Origin of the sequence: Pseudomonas sp. 9AZ, from assembly GCF_902506525.1 — a bacterium.
GTDB classification, from domain to species: domain Bacteria; phylum Pseudomonadota; class Gammaproteobacteria; order Pseudomonadales; family Pseudomonadaceae; genus Aquipseudomonas; species Aquipseudomonas peli.
The window spans coordinates 1522956-1545366 of the sequence record NZ_LR733840.1 but is presented as its reverse complement, the minus strand read 5'-3'; the positions used below and the strand labels follow the sequence as shown (position 1 = coordinate 1545366).

22 protein-coding genes are annotated in these 22411 nt (G+C 63.3%); 6 read left to right on the top strand and 16 right to left on the bottom strand.

All coding sequences use genetic code 11. The annotated features are described in order from the left end of the window. Positions 1-369: a hypothetical protein gene (locus ALTER154_RS07235; RefSeq protein ID WP_090250277.1), complete on the bottom strand. Its 369-nt coding sequence runs from the start codon at positions 367-369 to the stop codon at positions 1-3. Positions 370-491: 122 nt separating this feature from the next. Between ALTER154_RS07235 and ALTER154_RS07230 the strand changes: the two genes are divergently transcribed. The 3 genes from ALTER154_RS07230 to ALTER154_RS07220 are packed head-to-tail and all read left to right on the top strand — an operon-like array spanning position 492 to position 2879. Beyond that, positions 492-1274 carry a sulfite exporter TauE/SafE family protein gene (locus tag ALTER154_RS07230; protein ID WP_160085845.1) on the top strand — a complete coding sequence of 261 codons (783 nt, stop codon included), beginning with the start codon at positions 492-494 and terminating at the stop codon, positions 1272-1274. A 10-nt stretch (positions 1275-1284) separates the two neighbouring features. Then, positions 1285-2088, top strand: coding sequence for a prolipoprotein diacylglyceryl transferase (lgt, locus tag ALTER154_RS07225; RefSeq protein WP_160085844.1), 804 nt, complete (start codon positions 1285-1287; stop codon positions 2086-2088). Continuing rightward, entirely contained in the window at positions 2085-2879 is a 795-nt protein-coding gene (locus tag ALTER154_RS07220) for a thymidylate synthase (RefSeq protein ID WP_160085843.1), read from the top strand. Before lgt ends, ALTER154_RS07220 begins: the two co-directional genes overlap by 4 nt. Positions 2880-2914: 35 nt before the next feature. Here the strand turns inward: ALTER154_RS07220 and ALTER154_RS07215 are convergent, their stop codons facing one another. Next, on the bottom strand, positions 2915-4282 hold the full coding sequence (locus ALTER154_RS07215; protein ID WP_160085842.1) for a DUF3482 domain-containing protein: 1368 nt from the start codon (positions 4280-4282) through the stop codon (positions 2915-2917). Continuing rightward, positions 4275-5681, bottom strand: coding sequence for a DUF2868 domain-containing protein (locus ALTER154_RS07210; RefSeq protein WP_160090052.1), 1407 nt, complete (start codon positions 5679-5681; stop codon positions 4275-4277). The genes ALTER154_RS07215 and ALTER154_RS07210 overlap by 8 nt, the downstream gene beginning before the upstream one ends. 159 nt (positions 5682-5840) lie before the next feature. Between ALTER154_RS07210 and ALTER154_RS07205 the strand changes: the two genes are divergently transcribed. From ALTER154_RS07205 to ALTER154_RS07195, 3 genes are all read left to right on the top strand, one after another. Further along, positions 5841-7016, top strand: a complete 1176-nt coding sequence (locus tag ALTER154_RS07205) for a diguanylate cyclase (RefSeq protein ID WP_160085841.1) — start codon at positions 5841-5843, stop codon at positions 7014-7016. A 63-nt stretch (positions 7017-7079) separates the two neighbouring features. After that, positions 7080-7592, top strand: a complete 513-nt coding sequence (locus ALTER154_RS07200) for a dihydrofolate reductase (RefSeq protein ID WP_160085840.1) — start codon at positions 7080-7082, stop codon at positions 7590-7592. Positions 7593-7759: 167 nt separating this feature from the next. Further along, on the top strand, positions 7760-8407 hold the full coding sequence (locus ALTER154_RS07195) for a YitT family protein (protein WP_160085839.1): 648 nt from the start codon (positions 7760-7762) through the stop codon (positions 8405-8407). 49 nt (positions 8408-8456) lie between these two features. Here the strand turns inward: ALTER154_RS07195 and ilvD are convergent, their stop codons facing one another. From ilvD to ALTER154_RS07130, 13 genes are all read right to left on the bottom strand, one after another. Continuing rightward, positions 8457-10304 carry a dihydroxy-acid dehydratase gene (gene ilvD / locus ALTER154_RS07190; RefSeq protein WP_090250257.1) on the bottom strand — a complete coding sequence of 616 codons (1848 nt, stop codon included), beginning with the start codon at positions 10302-10304 and terminating at the stop codon, positions 8457-8459. Between the two features lie 196 nt (positions 10305-10500). Then, a complete protein-coding gene (locus tag ALTER154_RS07185; RefSeq protein WP_160085838.1) occupies positions 10501-11574 on the bottom strand; it encodes a chemotaxis response regulator protein-glutamate methylesterase in 1074 nt (357 codons plus the stop codon). Next, positions 11571-12080 carry a chemotaxis protein CheD gene (locus tag ALTER154_RS07180; RefSeq protein ID WP_160085837.1) on the bottom strand — a complete coding sequence of 170 codons (510 nt, stop codon included), beginning with the start codon at positions 12078-12080 and terminating at the stop codon, positions 11571-11573. The genes ALTER154_RS07185 and ALTER154_RS07180 overlap by 4 nt, the downstream gene beginning before the upstream one ends. Continuing rightward, on the bottom strand, positions 12073-12882 hold the full coding sequence (locus ALTER154_RS07175) for a protein-glutamate O-methyltransferase CheR (RefSeq protein ID WP_160085836.1): 810 nt from the start codon (positions 12880-12882) through the stop codon (positions 12073-12075). Before ALTER154_RS07175 ends, ALTER154_RS07180 begins: the two co-directional genes overlap by 8 nt. A 15-nt stretch (positions 12883-12897) precedes the next feature. Further along, on the bottom strand, positions 12898-13407 hold the full coding sequence (locus tag ALTER154_RS07170) for a chemotaxis protein CheW (RefSeq protein WP_160085835.1): 510 nt from the start codon (positions 13405-13407) through the stop codon (positions 12898-12900). A gap of 45 nt (positions 13408-13452) precedes the next feature. Next, complete coding sequence (locus ALTER154_RS07165) at positions 13453-15075, bottom strand: methyl-accepting chemotaxis protein (protein WP_160085834.1); 1623 nt, start codon at positions 15073-15075, stop codon at positions 13453-13455. Beyond that, the gene (locus ALTER154_RS07160; RefSeq protein ID WP_160085833.1) at positions 15072-15623 is read right to left on the bottom strand and encodes a chemotaxis protein CheW; all 552 of its coding nucleotides are present in this window, start codon (positions 15621-15623) and stop codon (positions 15072-15074) included. The genes ALTER154_RS07165 and ALTER154_RS07160 overlap by 4 nt, the downstream gene beginning before the upstream one ends. A gap of 182 nt (positions 15624-15805) precedes the next feature. Further along, positions 15806-17935, bottom strand: a complete 2130-nt coding sequence (locus ALTER154_RS07155; RefSeq protein ID WP_160085832.1) for a chemotaxis protein CheA — start codon at positions 17933-17935, stop codon at positions 15806-15808. Continuing rightward, positions 17932-18240 (bottom strand): lipid asymmetry maintenance protein MlaB, encoded by a 309-nt coding sequence (locus ALTER154_RS07150; RefSeq protein WP_160085831.1) that lies wholly within the window; start codon positions 18238-18240, stop codon positions 17932-17934. The genes ALTER154_RS07155 and ALTER154_RS07150 overlap by 4 nt, the downstream gene beginning before the upstream one ends. A gap of 15 nt (positions 18241-18255) precedes the next feature. After that, on the bottom strand, positions 18256-18624 hold the full coding sequence (locus ALTER154_RS07145) for a response regulator (RefSeq protein ID WP_090250236.1): 369 nt from the start codon (positions 18622-18624) through the stop codon (positions 18256-18258). A gap of 9 nt (positions 18625-18633) precedes the next feature. After that, positions 18634-19695 (bottom strand): methyl-accepting chemotaxis protein, encoded by a 1062-nt coding sequence (locus tag ALTER154_RS07140; RefSeq protein WP_256665691.1) that lies wholly within the window; start codon positions 19693-19695, stop codon positions 18634-18636. Positions 19696-19928: 233 nt separating this feature from the next. Then, on the bottom strand, positions 19929-20558 hold the full coding sequence (locus ALTER154_RS07135; RefSeq protein WP_160085830.1) for a response regulator transcription factor: 630 nt from the start codon (positions 20556-20558) through the stop codon (positions 19929-19931). Continuing rightward, positions 20555-22360, bottom strand: coding sequence for a PAS domain-containing protein (locus tag ALTER154_RS07130; RefSeq protein ID WP_256665616.1), 1806 nt, complete (start codon positions 22358-22360; stop codon positions 20555-20557). The genes ALTER154_RS07135 and ALTER154_RS07130 overlap by 4 nt, the downstream gene beginning before the upstream one ends. Positions 22361-22411 lie beyond the last annotated feature (51 nt).

The following is a 22411-nucleotide window of genomic DNA, read 5'->3' as shown; positions in this document are numbered from 1 at the left end:
TCAGCTCCCTAATTTCGCCAGCACGCCGGCATTGTCCAGCTCCTGGCCCAGGTGCAGGCGCACCTTGCGCGCGCCGCAGCCGAGGCCAAGCTCCAGCAGAATGCGTTCTTCAACCTGAGACAAACCGCCCTCCAGGCGTTCCAGCGGTTGAATCAGCAGTTGTGGTGGTCGGCTCAGGCGCAGGAAGCGATGGGGCAGCAGGGCCGTGATCCCGCCCAGCAGCAGGTGTTGTGCTGCCGCAAAATCTGCCACCAATAGGCGTGGGTTGCTGAACGCAGGGTCCGCTTGCAAGTGCAGTACGCGGCCACTCTGCAGATGCGTCAGGTGCATCTGGTTACAGCTCAGCTTCAGGTACAGGGTCGGGCGCATGCTGGTCTATTCCACAGGCGATGCAGGCACTTTACGCAAAGCCAGGACGGACATCCATCGCCCAAAGTAGAGTCCGGCCCTGTGCATCCGTTACCATGCCGGATTGTTTGCGGGGGGTGCTGATGGAACTGCTGCTGTATTTGGTCCTGGGGGCTGCCGCCGGAACGCTTGCCGGGTTATTCGGGGTGGGCGGCGGCATTATCATCGTGCCGGTGCTGGTGTTGAGTTTTGCTGCGCAGGGCTTTGATCCGATGATTCTGACCCACCTGGCGGTCGGTACGTCGCTGGCGACGATCATCTTCACCTCGATCAACTCGGTGCTAGAACATCAGCGCAAAGGCGCGGTGCTGTGGCCGGTATTTGCCTGGATGACCCTGGGCATTCTGCTCGGTGCCGGGTTGGGCGCAATGACTGCAGCAGCGATTCAGGGGCCGCTGCTGCAGAAGATCATCGGCGTGTTCGCGATCATTATTGCCGTGCAAATGGCCCTGGAACTGAAACCCAAAGCCAGCCGCACTGTCCCAGGCAAGCCGGCGCTGACCCTGGCCGGTGGCGTGATTGGCTGGGCCTCGGCGATTTTCGGGATTGGCGGCGGTTCGCTGACTGTGCCGTTCCTGACCTGGCGCAGCGTTGCGATGCAGCAGGCGGTGGCCACGTCTTCGGCTTGCGGTTTGCCGATTGCGATAGCCAGCGCCCTGAGTTTTATCTGGCTGGGCTGGGATAAACCCGCGCTGCCAGAGTGGAGCATTGGCTTTGTCTACCTGCCGGCGTTGGTCGGTATTGCGATCCCCAGCATGTACTTTGCTCGTGTCGGCGCACGCTTGGCGCACAAGTTGTCGCCGCGCCTGCTCAAGCGTCTGTTTGCCCTGCTGTTGTTTAGCGTGGGTCTGAGTTTCCTCGTTTAAGGAGTTTTTGATGCTGCCTTACCCGCAGATCGACCCAGTTGCGCTGGCCCTTGGCCCGCTGAAAATCCATTGGTACGGCCTGATGTACCTGATCGGCATCGGCGGCGCCTGGTGGCTGGCCTCGCGCCGGGTCAACGCCTTCGCGCCGACCTGGAACAAGGAGAAGCTCTCCGATCTGGTGTTCTGGGTCGCCATGGGCGTTATCCTCGGTGGCCGCCTGGGGTACGTGCTGTTCTACGATTTGGCCGCCTATATCGCCGAACCGGTGCGCATGCTGCGCATCTGGGAAGGCGGCATGTCGTTTCACGGCGGGTTGATCGGCGTAATGCTGGCCACCTGGTGGTCCGGCAAGCGCAACAACAAGAGCTTCTTTGAGCTGATGGACTTTATTGCCCCGCTGGTGCCGATTGGCCTGGGCGCCGGGCGTATCGGCAATTTCATCAACGCCGAACTGTGGGGCAAGGCGACCGACGTGCCATGGGCAATGATCTTCCCCACCGACCCGCAGCAGCTGGCGCGCCACCCCTCGCAGCTTTACCAGTTCGCCCTGGAAGGTGTGGCACTGTTCGCCATCCTATGGTTCTACTCGCGCAAGCCGCGCCCGACCATGGCCGTGTCTGGCATGTTTGCCATGTGCTACGGGATCTTCCGTTTTATCGTTGAGTTTGTCCGCGTGCCGGATGCCCAGCTTGGTTACCTGGCAGGCGGCTGGTTGACCATGGGCCAGGTGCTCTGCGTGCCGATGATCCTCGGTGGCCTGGGTCTGATCGCCTATGCCTACAAGCGCCAGGCGGCGCAGGAGGCTGTGCAATGAAACAGTACCTCGACCTGATGCGCCTGGTGCGCGAGACCGGCACCTTCAAGAGTGACCGCACCGGCACCGGCACCTACAGCATCTTCGCCCACCAGATGCGCTTCAACCTGGCCGACGGCTTCCCGCTGGTGACCACCAAGAAGTGTCACCTGAAATCCATCATCCACGAGCTGCTGTGGTTCCTCCAGGGCGACACCAACATCAAGTACCTGAAGGACAACGGTGTGCGTATCTGGGACGAGTGGGCCGACGAGAACGGCGATCTTGGCCCGGTGTACGGCTACCAGTGGCGCAGCTGGCCGGCGCCCAACGGCGAGTCGATCGACCAGATCAGCAAGCTGATCGAGATGATCAAGAAGAACCCCGACTCGCGCCGCCTGATCGTCTCCGCCTGGAACCCGGCCCTGGTTGAGCAGATGGCCCTGCCGCCATGTCATGCGCTGTTCCAGTTCTATGTGGCCGACGGCAAGTTGAGCTGCCAGCTGTACCAGCGCTCCGCGGATATATTCCTGGGCGTGCCCTTCAACATCGCCAGCTACGCCCTGCTGACCTTGATGGTTGCCCAGGTCTGCGGCCTGCAACCGGGCGACTTCATCTGGACCGGCGGCGACTGCCATCTGTACGCCAACCATATCGAGCAGACCGACCTGCAACTAAGCCGCGAGCCGCTGCCGCTGCCGGTGATGAAGCTCAATCCCAAGGTGAAAGACCTGCTGGCGTTCAAGTTCGAGGACTTCGAGCTGGTTGGTTACCAAGCCCATCCGCATATCCCGGCGCCCGTCGCGGTCTGATCGTTAATCGCGGCCATGGCCGCGCTGTCTTAGAGCTAGAGCAGCTCTGTCGCCAACTGCTGCACCTGCTCCTGCCTCTCTCCGTCTTCCAGCATCGCGCCGGCGTTGAGGGATGACCATTCGGGATGCGCGCGGGCTTTGTGCAGGGCCTCCGGTAGCTTGCCTTCGCGCCAGCTGGTGTCCTGCGGCGTACTCAGGTTGATGGCCTCGACCGCGGCATGGCCACGGGCTTCCAGTGCTTGCAGTAGCAGCTGTTGACGCAGCGCGAGCAGGCGCAGCACGGCGTCGTCCACGGTCAACTCGCGTTGGCCCTTGAGTTTTCCTTTCAGCCGCGCGCCATAGCCGCGCAGGGTTTGCGCGCTGCCGCCGAGCACGGCGCCGATCAGCGCCGCCGCGCCGAGGGTGATGCCGCCGACCAGCAGATCAACGCCCACCCCGGTGGCCGCGCCAGCCGCCATGCCGCCGCCGATATTGATACCGAGCTGTTTGAGGGTTTCCGGGTTGAACAGGTCGTCGCCCCAGCGACCGTCGAGCAAGGGCAGGTCACCGGCCTTGGCATCATCCTGGCGGAAGGCGTACAGGCGCAGCAGGGCTTCCACACAGCGTTGTTCGCGCTGGCGAATGGTTTGATGCAGGTCGCGGATTGCACCCTGTTCCAGCACCGCTTGCGCGGCCACGCTACGGCGGCAGGCGGCGCAGTCCAGCAGCAGTTCGGCGATCAGTCGCGCAGCACTGCTTTTGCGCAATTGGCGTTGCGCCAGGTGATCGTCGATCAACCGTTGCAGTTGCGGGCGAGCCTTTTCCTGCAGCAGCGCCAGGCTGTCGTATAGGCGACGCTCGCCATCCAGCGGCGGCGCCACGCTGTCGAAACACACCAGGGCATGCAGGCCGAGGCGCGCCAGGGCATCGCGCCAATCCTGCTCGCGGTGTTGGCTGCTGCTGACGAAGTTCAGCACCGGCAGCAAGGGCCGGCCGCACATGCTCAGCACCGCTAGCTCATCACGGTATTTGGCAAGCACCGGCTCGCGCGCATCGATCACATAGAGGCCGGCATCCGAGGCCAGCAGCTGGCGCAGTACCTTGGCTTCCTGTTCGAAACGCTGGCGCGCCTCGCTGCCGTCGAGAAAGCGCGCCAGCCTTGCCGGACCGTCCAAGCGTTCGCCGGGGCGATCCAGGCGTTCCAGATAATCGAGCAGGGCGATGGCGTCTTCCAGACCGGGGGTGTCGTACAGCTCCAGCAGCGCCTCGCCGTCCACCGACAGCCGTGCGCCTTCGACGTGGCGAGTGGTGCTGGGGCGATGGGACACCTCACCAAAGCCGACATCGCGGGTCAGCGTGCGCAGCAGCGAGGTCTTGCCGACATTGGTATGGCCGACCACGGCCAGCTTAAGGGCTTTAGTCATGGCCATGCTCCAGCCAGCTGAACGGTGCACTGTCGCTGAAGCTCAGCTGCAATTGCTCTAGGGCGCGATGCCAGTCGCCCAAACGGGCGCTGTCGAGGGCTTCGCCAGGCGGTGGTGGCAGTAACCAGATCCGTGTGGCGGCTGCGCTGCGCGCCAGTTCGCCGAGCAGCGCCAGGCTGCCGCGATCCGGCGAGCGGCGCGGGTCGCAGGCAATCAGCAGGCGTGCCGGCGGGAAGCGGTTGAGCTGGTCGAGCAGTTGGTTGCGCTGTTCGCGGCTGTCAATCACCCCGGCATCGCCGATGCCCTTGGGTAGCGCGGGTGGCCAGCTGCGTTGCGGGTCCAGCTCGACGGCTACCAGCAGCGCGCCCTGGCTACCTTCGGTAAGGCTGCCGCCCTGCGGCTGATGCAGCTGCGTCGGAGCCTCATCGCACACGCCCAGGCGTTCGCTGCTCGGTTGCAGGCGTTCGCGCAGCAGGCTGTAGCCCGGCAAACTGAGGTCCAGGCTCAGCGCCGCACAACCGCGGCGCCAGCGCCACAGGCAGAGCAGCAGCAGGCCCAGGCGCGGCAGTATGCCGTAGACCACCAGCACACCCACCAGCCAGCCGGCCCAGCTTAGTCGCGCGCTTTCGTTGGCCAGGGCACTGTCGCCGCTGGCGCGGATTAACTCAGCATCCGGCAGACTAAAACCCAGTAGCGCCGGCAGGCTGCCGATGGCTTGGGTCATGGCGATAAAGCTGTCGCCGCCGAGCAGGGTGCTTTCCCAGACAAAGCCATAACGGCGGGTGGCCAGCAGAGCCAGCAAGGTCAGCAGTGCGGTGATTAAGGTCAGCAGCCAGAAACCCTGCACCAGTACGCCCAGCCCCCAGCGGCTGAGGCGTTGGCGTTGCAGCATCAACAGCAGAGCAGGGGCCAGTTGTGCGGCTTGGGCGTCGCGGGCGAGCTTGGCGCTCAGCCATAACCACAGATGACCGAGGGCACCTGCGCTGTCGCGGCTTAGCAGCAGACCCAGCGCCCAGCCCAGCAGCAGAAGCAGGTTCAGCCCGAGCAGGCTGCCCAGGGCCCAGAACACATTGACCGGGCGCAAACCATCGCCCAACGCTGCCACCGCCAAGCCGCTGCCGCTGAGGATGGCCAGCAGCACCAGCAACAACCCAGCCAGGCGTGCGCCGTGTAACCAATGCTGCAGCGCCGATACCTGGCCGTCGCGTTCGGCGAGCAGCCAGGCACGATTCTGGATGCGCTCAGCGAGTGCCCCACCTTTGGCCTGGGCGCGGCGGTTGGCTTCGCTGTCGTCCAGCGGGCCGGCATGCTCCTCACGCAAGCGAATGGTTTCACTGAGCCAGAGGCGCTGCAGTCGGCTGGGCGTGGGGGTGTTGAGTGGGCTCACGCGGTGTTCCATAGCTGAGTGGAAGCCAGAGCATAACCGCAGCGGCCGGTACATGGCACCGCGGTGCATGCGTGTACTACTGTGGCCAGTCCAGCTAGTCTGTCGTCAGCGGGCGGCTGCATGTATCGATCACCAGCCCCTGAATGCATAACAATAAAAGCGAGTGCCATCGTGAAGTTACCGCATCTGGATTGGGTCAATCAGGATTCGCCCTATCTGCGTCAGCATCAGCAGGGATTTCGTGCGCTGAGTTTTGACGATGAACTGGAGCAGGCGTTCAAGCGCTATCACGCCAATGTGTTCCTACGGCGTATGCGTTGGTCATTGCTGGTGGCGACACTGATGGCGCTGCTGTTTGTGTTACTGGATGCGATCAACCTGCCGGACCCACTGAGTGGTCGGATACTTGCCCTACGTCTGGGGGTCATCCAGCCGATGCTGCTCCTGGCCTGGTTGGCCACCTACCGACCGGGTTTGCGTGATCATTTACAGCTGATTGGCGGCATTGTGGCGTTGCTCTCCGGCCTGGCAGTGGCGGGCATCATTGGCCTGGCCCGTTATCACCACTTTGCGCTGCCCTATGAGGGCATCATTCTGGTCACGGTGTTCTTCTATTTCCTCACCGGGTTGCGCTTCACCACTGCGGTGTTGTGCGGCTGGCTGACTTTCTTCGCCTATCTGGCGGTGGAATTGAGCCTGGGGCTAGCTGGCGAATTGCTGCTGAGCAACGCCCTTTTCCTGGCGCTGGCCAACATCATTGGCTCGGTGGGCTGCTATTCCCTCGAGTACGCCACGCGGCAGAACTTCCTGGCCAATGGGCTGCTGCAGGACCTGGCCGAGAAGGATTTCCTCACCGGACTGCTTAACCGTCGCGCCTTTAGTGAGCGTGCCGAGCGCAGCTGGCGTCAGGCGCAGCGCGATAAGCAGGCCCTGGGCATGGTGATGATGGATGTGGACTTCTTCAAGCGTTACAACGACCACTATGGCCACGCTGCCGGCGACGAGGCGTTGCGCCAGGTGGCCCGGGTGATCGGCGAGTATGCCCGGCGGCCGCTGGATTGCGCGGCACGTTATGGCGGGGAGGAGTTTGTCGGCGTTTGGTATGGCCTGGAGGAAGCGCAACTGCTGGCGATTCTGCAGGACATTCGCAGCGCCATCGAAGGTCTGGGCCTGACGCATGCTCATTCGGATGCCGCTGGCGTGGTTACGCTGAGCATCGGCATGGCCTACCTGACCCCGCAGCCGCATCAGAGTCTGGGCGATGCCTTGCGCCTGGCAGATGTCGCGCTCTACCTGGCCAAGGAGCAGGGGCGCAACCGCGTGGTGGGTAAGCGCCAGGATGGTTAAGCGTACTGAGTCTGTTCCGGGGAAGGCTTCAATGATCGCTACGCAGACGGTATTCTCGCGGCTATGAAAAATTCTCTGCCTCTCTGCATGATCGCCGCCCTCGCGGAAAACCGCGTCATTGGCCGCGATAACCAACTGCCCTGGCATTTGCCGGCGGATCTCAAGCACTTCAAGGCGCTGACCCTCGGCAAGCCGATCATCATGGGTCGCAAGACCTGGGATTCACTCGGTCGCCCCTTGCCGGGTCGGCTTAATCTGGTGGTCAGCCGTCAGCCCGGCTTGCAGCTGGAAGGTGCAGAAGTGTTCGCCAGCCTCGACGCCGCGCTTGAGCGGGCTGAAGCCTGGGCGCGCGAAGAGGATGCCGAGGAACTGATGCTGATCGGTGGTGCGCAGTTGTACGAACTGGGCCTGGCCCAGGCCGAACGCCTGTACCTGACCCGCGTCGGCATCAGCCCTCAGGGCGATGCCTACTTCCCTGACGTGGATGAGGCTGGCTGGCACCTGTCTTCCGCCATCGAACACCCCGAAGGCCTGGAAACGCCGGGCTATGTGTTTGAAGTGTGGGATCGCAAATAGCCCGTTCGGGCTGAGTTTTTCTGTGCAGCATTGATCTCCGCCAGGGTGGCCGCCGGAAGAGCGTGTCACGCTGCTCATCGTCGTTGTGTCGCGTTAATCCATGCCAGGCGCTGCCTTGCTGGCCGCTACGCTGTCTCTTGTCGTTTGCCCTCTACAGGTTGTTCTCCATGCATGACGCTGATGCCGATCACGCCGAGCCGGATCGTATTGCCGCGATCTTTATTCGCCACCCGCTCTGGGAGGACGGCCTGGCGCTGCTGCTGGGCACCGCCATGGTGGCGCTGGGCATCACCCTCTACAGCCAGGCCGGTTTGCTGACTGGCGGCACCGTGGGTTTGGCCTTTCTGATGAAGTACCTGCTCGGTTGGCCGTTTGGTCTGGTGTTCTTTCTGATCAACCTGCCGTTCTACGCCTTGGCCATCTGGCGCATGGGCTGGCCTTTTACACTGCGCACCTTCTGCGCCGTGGGCATGGTCTCGCTGTTGGCTGAATTGACGCCGCAGTGGATTGGTTTCACCCACCTGAATGTTGTGTATGCCGCGCTGTTCGGTGGCTTCGCCATGGGGCTGGGGCTGCTGATGCTGTTCCGTCACCGCGCCAGCCTCGGTGGGGTGAATATCCTCGCGCTGTACCTGCAGGAGCGTTTCGGCCTGCGCGCCGGCAAGGTGCAGATGGCCATCGATGTGCTGATCGTGCTGGGCGCGGTAATGGTTGTGCCGCTGGACAAGGTGGCGCTGTCGATACTCGGCGCCCTGGCGCTGAATATGGTACTGGCGATCAACCACCGCGCCGGGCGCTACATGGGCGTCAGCTGAAAACAAAAAGCCCGGCACTAGGCCGGGCTTGTGTCTGCTGCGTGTTGGTTTACGGCACCAGTTTGTCCAGCAATGCCTTGTCACGTACCGCACCCTTGTCGGCGCTGGTGGCGAGCAGGGCGTAGGCCTTGAGCGCCGTGGTGACTTTGCGCGGACGTACTTCCACCGGCTTCCAGCCTTTCTTGTCCTGTTCCACGCGGCGTGCGGCCAGCTCTTCATCACTGATCAGTAGGTTGATCGAGCGCTCGTGGATGTTGATCAGGATCTTGTCGCCTTCGCGCACCAGGCCGATGGCACCACCTGCTGCGGCTTCCGGCGAGGCGTGGCCGATGGACAGGCCCGAGGTACCACCGGAGAAGCGGCCGTCAGTGAGCAGTGCGCAGGCTTTGCCCAGGCCTTTGGATTTCAGGTACGAGGTTGGGTAGAGCATTTCCTGCATACCCGGGCCGCCTTTCGGGCCTTCGTAGCGGATGATGACGATGTCACCAGCCTGCACTTCGTCGGCGAGGATGCCGCGCACGGCGCTGTCCTGGCTCTCGAAGATTTTCGCGGTGCCTTCGAAGACGTGGATGGACTCATCCACTCCGGCAGTTTTCACCACACAGCCGTCGACAGCGATGTTGCCATAGAGCACGGCCAGGCCGCCTTCTTGCGAGTACGCATGCTCGACGCTGCGGATGCAGCCGTTTTCACGGTCATCATCCACGGTGTCCCAGCGGGTGCTCTGGCTAAACGCGGTCTGGGTCGGGATGCCGGCCGGGCCTGCACGGAAGAAGGTATGCACGGCTTCATCGTCGGTCTGGGTGATGTCCCATTTGGCGATGGCTTCGGCCATGGACGTGCTGTGTACGGTCGGCAGGTCGGTGTGCAGCAGGCCGCCACGGGCCAGCGAACCGAGGATGCTGAAGATGCCGCCGGCGCGGTGCACGTCTTCCATGTGGTACTTCTGGATGTTCGGCGCAACTTTGCACAGCTGCGGCACTTTGCGCGACAGGCGGTCGATATCACGCAGATCGAAATCGACTTCGCCTTCCTGTGCGGCGGCCAGCAGGTGCAGGATGGTGTTGGTTGAACCACCCATGGCGATGTCGAGGGTCATGGCGTTCTCGAACGCCTTGAAGTTGGCGATGTTGCGCGGCAGCACCGAGGCGTCGCCTTCACCGTAGTAGCGCTTGCACAACTCGACGGCAGTGCGCCCGGCTTGCAGGAACAGCTGCTCGCGGTCACTGTGGGTGGCCAGGGTCGAACCGTTGCCCGGCAGGGCCAGGCCCAGGGCTTCCATCAGGCAGTTCATCGAGTTGGCGGTAAACATGCCGGAGCAGCTGCCGCAGGTCGGGCAGGCGCTGCGCTCGTATTCGGCGACTTTTTCGTCACTGGCCGTGTCGTCTGCGGCGATCACCATGGCGTCGACCAGGTCCAGACCGTGGCTGGCCAGCTTGGTTTTGCCCGCTTCCATCGGCCCGCCGGACACGAAGATCACCGGGATGTTAAGGCGCAGCGATGCCAGCAGCATGCCGGGGGTGATCTTGTCGCAGTTACTGATGCAGACGATGGCGTCGGCGCAGTGGGCGTTGACCATGTACTCCACGGAGTCGGCGATGATCTCGCGGCTCGGCAGCGAATAGAGCATGCCGTCGTGACCCATGGCGATGCCGTCGTCGACCGCGATGGTGTTGAATTCTTTAGCCACGCCGCCGTGCTTTTCGATCTCGCGGGCGACCAACTGGCCCATGTCCTTCAGGTGCACGTGGCCGGGCACGAACTGGGTGAAGGAGTTGGCAATGGCAATGATCGGCTTCTTGAAGTCTTCGTCCTTCATCCCGGTGGCGCGCCACAGGGCACGGGCGCCGGCCATGTTGCGGCCGTGGGTAGATGTTTTCGAGCGGTAATCAGGCATGGCGGTTTCCTGCGACTAATTCGGGGTATGTGTGCGGTGAGCGTCGTTGGGCGGCAGGTCGCCGCAGGGTTGTGGGGCTGCATGACGAAACGGGATCACCGTTCGGGCAGCCGGAGCTCACGGGTCCGCCGGGGGGTGCCAGGCGATGAATCGCTTGATTCTACGCCCGGCAGGGTATGTGGGGAAAGGCTGCTGGTTAGGGGCGGTCGCTGCGCAGGATGTAGGCGGGGATTTGCTCCAGCGCAATCTCGCGGTTGACCGCGCCGAGCTTCATCGCTTCTCTGGGCATGCCATAGACCACGCAACTGGCCTCGTCCTGGCCGAGGGTGAGGGCGCCGGCGTCGTGCATTTCGCGCAGGCCACGGGCGCCGTCGTCGCCCATGCCGGTCATGATGATGCCGGTGGCATTGGCCCCGGCGGCGCGGGCGGTGGAGCGAAACAGCACGTCGACCGAGGGTTTATGACGGGACACGGGTGGGCCGTCGACCACTTCGACCAGGTATTGCGCACCACTGCGCTTGAGCAGCATATGGCGTCCGCCGGGGGCGATCAGGGCGCGCCCGGGTATAACGCGGTCGCCATTGCGGGCTTCTATTACTTCGATCTGGCAGAGGCCGTTGAGGCGCTCGGCGAACGCTGCGGTGAAGCGTTCGGGCATGTGCTGAACGATTACGATGCCCGGGCAGACGCGTGGCAACGCAGTGAGCACGTATTCCAGGGCCTGTGTGCCGCCGGTGGAGGTGCCAAGGGCGATGATGCGCTCGGTGGTGCGGGTCATGGCGTTGCCACTGCCCGGGGCGAGTATGGCGTCGGCGTTAAGTTTCGGGGTTGGCTGTACGGGCGGTGATGCGGGCGTGAGGCGCTTGAGCCGCGCTTGTGAGGCGGCGCGAATGGCGCTGACCAGCTCCTCGGTGGCCTCCAGCAGGAACTGGCGCAGGCCACCTTGTGGCTTGGTGACGATGGCCACCGCGCCTGCTGCCATGGCTTCCATGGTGGTGGCTGCGCCTCTCTCGGTGAGGGTCGAGCAGATCACCACGGGCGTCGGGTGTTCGGCCATCAGCTTCTTGAGGAAGGTGATGCCGTCCATGCGCGGCATTTCCACGTCCAGGACAATCACGTCAGGCCAGTTACGTTGCATCTTGTCCAGGGCGAAGAGGGGGTCGGCAGCTGTGCCGATCACCTCGATACCCGCGTGTTCGGACAGGCTCCCGCTCAACACTTGGCGGACGACAGCGGAGTCGTCGACGATCATCACCTTGATGTTCTTCATGATGGTTGCGCCTCATAGCGGCGTGTAGCGATCTGTTGTTGAGAGGGGCAGCGCAGTGCGACGTGGCCGCTCCGTATGTCGAAAATCAGGTTGCGGTAGCCCCGCCCGCCGGCATGCCGGGCGTGGCAACGCAGGCCGTGAGCGGCGAGCAGTTCCAGGCCTGCGCTGACGTTTGTTTCGCCAATGTTGCGCGGCGTCAGGGCGCCAAACATGTTGCCGCCGCCGAACAGGCTGATGCGGTAGTCCTCGGCATGGGTGCCACTGGCATTAACCTCCTTGAGCAGCAGGTGCAGCGCTTCGTCGGCATAGCGGCCATCCAGTTGCTCACCCTGGCGGTTACGGCTGGGGAGCATGTAATGGCACATGCCACCGAGCCGTTCGTGGGGATGCCACAGCACCAGCGACACGCACGAGCCCAATAATGTGCGGATGCGCGTGTGGCGGTCACCGAAGTAGAGATCCCCTGGTTGCAGGAATATCTCGATAACGCCCTCGGGCTTATGCATGAGGCTTGCGGTAAATGGAGGGACGCAGGGCCTGCAGCTCGTCGCTGAAGCCGTTAAGGCTTTCCGAGTGGCTGACGAAGAAGTATCCCCCCGGCCGCAGCCGCGCGCTCAGGCGTTGGACCACCTGGCGTTTAGTGGGTTGGTCGAAATAGATCATCACGTTGCGCAGGAAGATCACGTCGAACAGGCCGACGTCAGGCAAGGCATTGTTGAGGTTGATCTGGCGAAAGCTGATCCGCTGCTTGAGGGCCGGCTCCAGGGTGAACAGACCGGTATGCTGGCCGGTGCCTTGCAGGCAGTGGCGATGCAGCAGATCGCGCGGGATGCCACTGGCATCCTCCAGTGGATAGATGCCGGCACGCGCCTTGTCGAGGATGCGTGTGCTGATGTCCGAGGCGAGTATCTCCCATGGCCGCGGGCCCAGGCAGTCGGCCAGGAGCAAGGCGAGGGTGTAGGGTTCCTCGCCACTGGAGCACGCCGCGCTCCAGATGCGCAGCGGTTGGCTTGTGCTGCGCAGTTCGTTTTGTAGGCGCTCGCGGAGAAAGTCGAAATGCTTGGGCTCGCGGAAGAAGTAGGTTTCGTTGGTGGTCAGCAGGTCGACTGCGGTCTGCAACTCGGCCTGGTCCTTGAGCAGCAACTGAAAATAATCGCCGAAGCTGTTCAGCTCATAGTGGCGTAGGCGCTTGCTCAGGCGACCGGCGATCAGCTGGCGTTTGGCCTCACCCATGGCGATGCCGGCGATCTCGTAGATCATGTCGCGAAACTGCTGGAATTCGCGGTTGCTCAGGTTGGTGACACTCATTGCAGGCTCCTGGGCTCAGGCCGATTCGGCCAGTTCGCGACCGGCGAGTAACTGCAGGTCATCGAGCGACAGCACGCGGCCAATGTCGAGCAGCACCACCAAGCGTGTATCGAGCTTGCCCATGCCGATGAGGAAGTCGGTGGGGATTTGGCTGCCGAAGCTGGGCGGCGGTTCGATGTCCTGTTCGGGAATCTCCAGCACGGCATTCACCGCCTCGACGACGATGCCGATGACCTGGTCGATGCCGCTGCGCTGGACTTCCAGGATGACGATGCAGGAGCGCCGACTGACCTGGGTGGCCCCCTGACCGAAGCGCTGACGCAGATCCAAGATCGGCACTACTCCGCCGCGCAGGTTGATCACGCCGAGGATGCTCGGTGGCATCAGCGGTACCGGCGTGAGGTGCCCATATTCGATGATCTCGCGGACATTCAGCGTACCGACGGCAAAGAGCGCCTCGCCAAGGGTGAAGGTCAGGTATTGCTGGCGGGTGTCCGTGGCGGTCGCTGGGTTGAAGCTGGACATGCGTCGCTCCTGGGGCACCTTAGGGTGCCCGCTGCCAATGGGGTGTCAGTGTTGGAAGCGGATGAAACCGCCAGGCGCCGACTCCAGGGCGAACGAGGTATTGCTGACCTCGCTGTCGTCACGCGTGCGCCTGACCGCCTCACTGCGCTCAGCACGTTTACTGCCACCGCTGCTGTGGATTTTGAAAAAGTCCATCAACTGCTGCAGCTGTTCAGCCTGGCCGCTCATCTCTTCGGCAGTGGCGGCCAGTTCCTCGGACGCGGAGGCCGATTGCTGGGTGATCTCGCTGAGTTGGTTCATGGCCGTGTTGATCTGCCCGACACCGGCGCTCTGCTCCTCGGAGGCGGCGGAGATTTCCTGCACCAGATCGGAGGTTTTGGCGATCGACGGCACCATCTGATCGAGCAGGCTGCCGGCGCGCTCGGCCAGCGAGACGCTGTTCTTGGCCACTTCGCTGATTTCCTGAGCCGCTACCTGGCTGCGTTCGGCCAGCTTGCGCACTTCCGCCGCCACCACGGCGAAGCCTTTGCCGTGCTCGCCGGCGCGGGCCGCTTCGATGGCCGCATTGAGTGCCAGCAGGTTGGTCTGGTAGGCGATGTCGTCGACGATGCCGATCTTGTCGGCGATGGTCTTCATCGCCGCCACGGTGTCCTTCACCGCCTGACCGCCCTCGTCAGCCTCGCGCGCTGCCTTGCTGGCCATGCCATCAGTGACCTTGGCGTTTTCGGTGTTTTGCGCGATGGAGGCGGACATCTGCTCCATCGACGCACTGGTTTCTTCGACCGAAGCCGCTTGTTCCGATGCGCCCTGGCTCATGCTTTGGGCCGTAGAGGAAATTTGCTCGGAGGCGCTGGACAGCGAATCGGCGTTGCTGCGCACCTCACCGATGATCTGCGCGAGCTTGTCCACCATGCCTTTGATCGCCGCCAGCATGCTGGTGGTGTCACCGGCCTTGGTCTCCACATTGACGGTCAAGTCACCCGCGGCAATGCGGCTCACCATGTCGGCGGCATAGAGCGGTTCACCGCCGAGCTGGCTCAGCAGGTTGCGGGTGATCAGCGTGCCGATCAGGCTGATGACCAGTAGGGTGACCAGCGACACGGCGATGGAGATCAGCGTGGCTTGCTCAAGGGTGCTCTGCGCCGACTGGCTGCCCTTGTTGGCGGCATCGATGTTGTAGTTCAGGTGTCTCTGAATGGCTTCATGCAGCGGATCGATGGCCCCCTGCTGCAAGGCGATGAGCGCGTTGCGAGCGGCCTCGTTCTCGTTCTTGCGTGAAAACTCCAGGACTGCGTCAGCACCCTGCAGGAAGGTGACGATGGCTGTGCGGTCGGCCTCAAGCAACTGCTTGTCCTGATCGTCGGACAACACCTTGGTGTAGTCCTCAATCGATTGCTGGATTTCGTTGCGGTTGCTGGTGATCCTCGGCTCGAGTTCCGCCATGTCGGCGGCATCGGTCGTCAGGATGTGCCGGTAGACCAGCTGGATCTGGACGTTCACCGCGCCGCCCATTTTCTCCAGGGCGACGAGGCTGGGGATTGAATTGATGTTGCCGTGGTTGGCGGCGTTGAACACCTGGTTGATCTGCTGATAGCCCACGCCGGACAGCACAAGGATGCCAAGCACGGCGGAGAGAACCAGAAGAATCATCTTTTTGCTGATGGTCATTTGCTTGCTCCTGCGCGCGCGCGCGCATCGGATGAAAAATGGGGGACTTCGCTGAGTTGGCCTGCCATGGCGGCGATCTGGGTGACAGACAGCACCTGCTCCATGCACAGCAGGGTGAGGAAGTGCTCGCCGATACGGGCCATGTCCTCGATAAACTCGCCGCGAATGCGGCTGCCGAACGCCGGCGCCTTGCGAATGGCGCTGGGTTCGATTTCCACGACGGCGTTGACGGCGTCGACCAGGGCGCCCATCAAGTGGGTTTCCTCGTCTTCGTGAATTTCCATGATGACGATGCAGGTGCGTACGCCGAGGCGTGTGTGGCCGTGGCCAAAACGCTCTGCCAGATCGATGATCGGTACGATCACACCGCGCAGGTTGATTACGCCGCGCACCACGCTGGGCATCATCGGTACCAGCGTGATCTGGTCGAGTTCGAGAATTTCACGCACCTGGCCGGTCGCGACGCCATACAGATCCTGGTCGACCCGGAATGTCAGGTACTGGCGCTGCGGCTCTGTCTGGCCGTGCAGTTCAAGATGGCTCTGCATGGTTCAGCTCCCGACGCGGATGAGTCCGCGCCCACGGCCAGCAACGTTTGCCCGACTGACACACAGTTCACGGGGTTGAAGCGCCTCAGCGCATGGCCGGCCCAGGCGTCCGTAAATGCCACCGGCAATGGCTGCCAGGCGGGACGCCAAGCCAAGCAGCGCGATGCTGCGAAGGGCGCGGTTCATTGCGCGGTACTCCTCAGTGCATTGGATTGGCCAGCGATGCGCGTATTGGCGTGCTGCGTGACCTGCGTCAGCAGGCCTGGGATATCGAGGATCAAGGCCACGGCGCCGCTGCCGAGAATGGTGAAGCCGCTCAGTGCGGGCACCTGGCAGAACACTTTGCCCAGGGGTTTGATCACGGTCTGGAACTCGCCGAGCAACTGGTCAACCACCAGCCCGGCACGGATGCCGGCATAGCGCACCACCACCACGTTTTCGCGGCGTGGCGGCTGGCTCTGGTCATCGAACAACTGGCGCAGGCGAATGAAGGGCAGTACCTCACCACGCAGGTCGAGGTGCTGCTGCCCGGCGATCTCGGCGCTGGGCAGTTCGATGCATTCCTCGACCATGTCCAGCGGCACCACATAGCTGGACTGGCCGACGCCGATGAGGAAGCCGTCAATGATGGCCAGGGTCAGGGGCAAACGGATGCGCACGCAGGTGCCCTGGCCCAGCACGCTGTCGAGTTCGACGGTGCCGCGCAGGGCAGTGATGTTGCGCTTGACCACGTCCATGCCGACGCCACGGCCAGACAGGTTGCTGATCTGTTCGGCGGTGGAGAAGCCGGGCTCGAAGATCAGGTTGAGCAGGTCCTTGTCACTGAGCTGCTGGCCCTCGCTGACCAGGCCGCGCTGGGTCGCTTTGGCGAGAATCTTTTGCGGGTTGAGACCGCCGCCGTCATCGGACACTTCGATGACGATGCCGCCCGCCTCGTGGTAAGCGTTCAGGCGCACGACGCCCTGCAAGGGCTTGCCGGCGCTGTGCCGTACTTCGGCCGGTTCGATGCCGTGGTCCATGGCGTTGCGCACCAGGTGGGTGAGCGGATCGCCAATTTTTTCCACCACGGTTTTGTCCAGCTCGGTATCGCCGCCGCTGATCTGCAGGACGATGTCTTTGCCTATCTCGCGGGAGACATCACGCACCACGCGCTGGAAGCGGTTGAAGGTGGCGCCGATCTGCACCATGCGCAGGGTCAGGGCGCTGTCGCGCACTTCTTCAACCAGGCGCGAGAGGGTCTCGGCGGACTCGCACATGTCAGCCAGATTGCTGCGCTGGGCCAGCATGCGGGTGTTGGCGCCCGCGATGATCAGTTCGCCGACCAGGTTGATCAGTTGGTCGAGCTTGTCGGCGTCGACGCGGATCAGGTTGGCGTCCTTGATGGTGCGGCTGTTGTCCTTGGCGGCACGTTCCGGGGTGTCGGCGGTGCGGGTGGTGGCGGTTTCGTGTGCGCTGTCGGTGTGCTGCGCGGCCTGCTCGAAGGCGTCAGCGGCCAGGCTGCCACACCGCACCAGGCGCTCGACCTGGGCGGTGCCTTCGGCGGCGCGTTCTTCGATCAGCTCGCGGAAGGCGGACAAGGGCGCCTGAGGTGGCAGTATGCGAATGCTGCCTTCTTCGCGGACGAATTCAAAGGCACCTTCTATGGCGCTCTGGTCGGCCTGGGATTCGAACGCCACTTCCAGCCCGAGGTAGCAGCTCTCCGGGTCGAGCGCCTCCAGGGCTGGCAGGTGGTCGAGCACCGGTTCCACATGCAGGATGCTGCCCAGGGTGCCGAGGTAGCGCAAGAACGCCAGGGGGTCCATGCCGTTGCGCAGGGTGTCGACACCGAAGCGCAGCGACAGGTGCCAGTGCCCGGCTCCGGCAACCGGTGTGGGGGTATCGGGCGCGGCGGCAGGTGTCGTGTTGGCCGGCTGCGGTTCGAGGTAGTGGCTCAGTTCACGGGTCAACGCCGCTTCGGTTGCCCGTGTGGTCTCTGGCAGGTCGCTCAGGTCATGGCCGCTGGCGAGCTGGCTGATCAGCCCGGCGAGGTGGTCGCCCACGTTGAGCATCAGCGCGATGAGGTCGCCGTTGAAGCGCACATCGCCGGCGCGTACCCGGTCGAGCACGCTTTCGGCGACGTGGGTGAATGCTACGATGGAGTCGAAGCCGAACAGACCTGCCGAGCCTTTGATGGTGTGCGCGGTGCGAAAGATCGCATTGATCCGCTCAGCGTCATCGGGCGCGTGTTCAATCTGCAGCAAGGCGTCTTCCATCTGCTGCAGCAGCTCTTGGCTTTCGGCGATGAAGGTGCCGATCACGCTGTCGAGGTTCATGCGCCGGCCTCCTCTATGGGCAGTTGCCCGGCCAGGCCGCTCAGGTGCAGCAGCTCGACAATGGGTGCGCTGGCGCCGATAAAGCGCAGGCTGATGTCCATCCGCTGCGCGTGCGCCTGGGTCGCCAGCAGCAGTTGCAGGCCGGCGCAGTCAAATTCTTCAACCTGGCTCAGGTCGATCTGCAGGGCAATTGCACCCTGCAGGGCGGCGGTCAGTTGCGGCTTAGTATCGGCGGCGGTGTAGATGCTCAGGGCGCCGTCGAGTGCCAGGTGACGGGTGTCGTCGGCGAGCGAAGTAGCAGACATGGCATCGCTCCTGGCCTAAGGCAGAATCAGTTTGGAGACGGCCGTCAGCATTTGTGCCGGCTGGAAGGGTTTGACGACCCAGGCCTTGGCGCCAGCGGCTTGGCCTTCGCCTTTTTTGCCGTCGCCCGCTTCAGTGGTCAGCATGATCACGGGGGTGAATTTGTAGTTGGGCAGTTGCTTGACGTTTTTCAGGAAGGTGATGCCGTCCATGTTCGGCATGTTCACGTCGCTGATGATCAGGTGAACCTTGCGCCCGTCGAGCTTGGTCAGCGCGTCTTTGCCGTCGACACCTTCAATGACGTCGTACCCGGCACCTTTTAGGGTCATGCCGACGACCTGGCGGATGGAGGCGGAGTCGTCGACGATGAGAATGGTCTTGGCCATGGTTTGTCCTCAGAAAAAAGTGATGTCGGCAGCGCTGCTGGCGGCGGGGGTGCTACGGCCATGGTGGATGGCGTGCTGTTCGGGGGTGGTGTAGGTGTGGGACAGGTCATCCAGCCAGTCGCGCGCGTCGATGTGCTGGGTGGTCTCGCCCAAGTGCAGGCCCAGCTTCTCGATGTCATCACGCATGTGGCCAAGCATCTGGCTGACCCGGTCCTGGAACTGCAGCGCCACCAGGACTTCGGAAATCTCGTCACCCACCGCCTGGTTCTGGGTGTGCAGCGCGTTGCCATGTGCGACCAGGCGAGTGACCCCGCTGCGGAAGTCTTCAATGACCTGGCGGATCACCTCACTGGCGTTACCCAGGGTGTTGGCATCGCGGCTGGCGTGCTCGTTGGAGACGTGCAGGGTGCGTTCAATGGCGGAGCTGACGGTTTCGATGGTCTCGCCGATGCGCCTGCCGGTTTCTTCCGAAAGCGTGGAAAGCTTGCGTACTTCGTCGGCGACCACGGCAAAACCGCGCCCAGCTTCGCCGGCCCGCGCGGCTTCGATGGCGGCGTTCAGTGCGAGCAGGTTGGTTTGCTTGGCGACGTCGCCGACGTCCTTGGCCATGGCCCTGAGCTGAGCGGTGTGGCTGTTGAGGCTGATTACCTCGGCGAGCAGGGTTTCTTTGCTGGTGAGCGCCTGGCGCAGCTGGCTGACGATGTCCTCCAGCTCGCGCTCACTGCTGGCCAGCAGGTTGAGCAGGGTGTCATTGTCGTGTTGCGCGCCGGTGCCCACTGCCGCGCTGATGCGCTGCGCCAGGTGGGTGAAACGCTCGCTGAGGGCGTCGATGGCTGTCTGGGTGTGCTGACGGGCGGCGTCGATCTGCTGCGACCAGATCGGGGTAATGGTGCGGCAGAGTTCGGGGAGGCCTGCGACGTGGCGTGCGGCCTCTTCGGCCTGACCGTGCTCGACGCCCTGCTGCTGCGCCTGCAGCAGCGCGGTGGCCTGGATGTCGGCGGCGTGGCGCTGACACAGGTAAACCAGTGCGCCCGGCAGCAGTGCGCTGGCCAGCCAATACGTGGAGGGCATTTGTGCGGCGAGCCCGAGCAACACGAAGCAGCTGAGGCTCGAGAGGGCCGTTGGAAGCCAAAGGGCTGAAGAGGTCGGATTGGTCACGTGCGCGCTCCATTGGACACCAGGGCCGCGCATGCCGGGCTGCGGGGCTGCGGGGCTGGTGTCAGAATGGAGTCAGGCGGCGGGCTGAACTATCGGAGGATTCCGATGATGGCGTCGGGACATTCTGCTTTTTTGTAAGGTTTTCCCTACTCGGTCAGGCCCTGGGCCATGGCGTACTTGATGATTTCGGCGTTGCAGCTGAAGCCCATTTTTTCCATCAGGCGGGCCTTGTGGGTGCTGACGGTCTTATTGCTGATCACCAGGTGCTCGGCGATCTGGTTGACGCTCAGGCCTTGGGCGAGCATACGCAGGATCTGGTATTCGCGGTCCGAGAGGTCCTTGAGGGTGCTCTCGCCGGTTGAGGTGCTGGCAAAGGCGAGTTGTTCGGCGATGCGTGGGTCTAGGTAGCGTCCGCCGGCCGCCGTGCGGTGGATCACCGCGAGCAGGGTTTCCGGGTTGTGATCCTTGGTCAGGTAGCCAGCCGCACCGGCCTTGAGTGCGCGCTGGGCGATCTGCGGTTCGTTGTGCATGCTCAGCACCAGAATAGGCAGCTTGGCGTGATGGGTACGTATGCGGGCGATCAGGTCTTCGCCGCTCAGGCCAGGCATGCTCATGTCCAGCAGCAGCAGGTCGACCGCTTTGTCGCGCAGCCGCTCGAGCACCTGGCTGCCGTTCTCCGCCTCCGCGACGACTTGCAGGTGTCGATCGAATTCGATCAGTTGTTTGAGCCCGCCCCGCATGATGGCGTGGTCGTCAGCGATGAGAATACGGATCACGGTGCCTCCTCGGGGGGCGTAGCGGGAAAGGTGGCTTGCACGGTGGTGCCTTGTCCCGGGTGGCTGAAAATCACGACTTCGCCGCCCAGGCTGATCCCCCGTTCGCGCATGCCCGCTAGGCCTAATGAGCGGTTATTGACCAGGTCAGTGTCGAACCCGCGTCCGTTATCGGTGATGTCCAGCCGATAGACATCATCGAGTTGCTCAAGGCTGACCTGGGCTCGGCTGGCGCCGGAATGCCTGGCAATGTTGTTGAGGGCTTCCTGGACCACGCGGAAGGCTTTCGTCGCCTGTTCGTCGCTAAGCCGTGGCTCGCCGGTATGGGTGGTGAAATCGCAGTGGATTTGGCTGTGCTGGCGGAACTCGCCAATCAGCCACTCCAGCGCCGGGTACAACCCCATATTAAGCGCGGCGGGGCGCAGGCTGGTGGCGATGGAGCGGACCACCTGGATGGTGCGATCGCACAGGCCCATCAGGTGCAACACTTTATCGTTCAGACCAGGAGCCTGCTCGCCGAACTGCAAGCGCAGCATTGAGATGCCCATGCGCAGGGCAGTGAGGTGCTGGCCCAGTTCGTCATGGATTTCCTGGGCGATCAGTTTGCGCTCTTCCTCGCGAGCCGATTCGCGTCGGCTGGTCAGCTCACGCAATTGCTGGTTACTTTCCGAGAGGCGCCGCTCGGTCTTGCGGATGCCGGTGATGTCGCGGGCCATCGACAGCACGCTATTCACCTCGCCGTCGGGGTTGAGTTCCGGGACCAGTTGCACGAGGTAATGATGTTGCTGGTCGGGCGGGCCGTCGATGCCGTGGATCAGTTCCTGCTCGATTGAGGTGGCGCTGTTGGCCACCTCGCGCACCATGTCAGCGAGGATGTCGACTTGCGAATTGTCGCCGAAGGCCTCCCGTGCCGGACGGCCCCGGGCCTCGACCAGTGGTAGCTGGCAGAGCGCTTCCAGCGCCGGGTTGGCATAGATCAAGCGAAAGTCTGGGGTGAGCCGGCCAATTGCATCGTGGGTGTTTTCAATCAGCACACGGAACTGGCGCTCGCTCTGAAGCAGGGTTGCTGCCATGCGTTGCTGGTCAGTGACATCGTGAATAAGCGCCAGGCTGTAGTCTCGTCGGTCATAGAGAAACCGGTTGAACTGGACCGAGACGTGGTGATGGCTGTTGTCCGCCGGATGGACCAGGTCCAGAGAGAGCGCGTGCCGCCTGTCGATGACATCGTGCAGCTCCTCGTCACTGTGCCGGGCGAGCGGGGCCAATGCCTGGCCAATGGCCTGGCCCAGCAAGTACGGCCTGGCTTGACCGAGCAGGCGGCTGGCGGCCTCGTTGATGTAACGGATGCAGAGCTGATCATCCAGTAACAGCACGCCGTCCGTGATGTAGTCCAGGGCAAAGCTGAGCAGGTAGATCTGTTCGGCGCGTTCCTGGGTGGTGCGGGGCAGCTCCACGCGAATCAGGTAATGGCTGGTGGGGCTGTCGCCGGTCGACACGGGGCAGAGGCTGAGCCGGGACCACAGATAATCGTCCTCGCCGCGCTGGAGGCGGACCTCTCCGCAGGGCGTATCCGCTTGCTTACGCCTCGCCTGCTCGCGGGCATAGCGACAGACGCCACGGTCCTGCGGGTGCAGCAGGTCTTCCAAGGTCATCCCCAGCAGCGCCTGCGACGAACACTGAAGCAGCTGCGCCAGTGCCGTATTGATGTGCTGCAGTCGTCCGTTCGAGTCGATCAGCGCCATGCCCAGTGGCGCTGATTCGAAGACCTTGCTGAACAGTGCCTCGTCCTGTGTGCAATCGCTCACGCTCACCCCCTTGGCCCAAGCTTGTCCAGTATGGGTCAAGTTGTGTGAGGC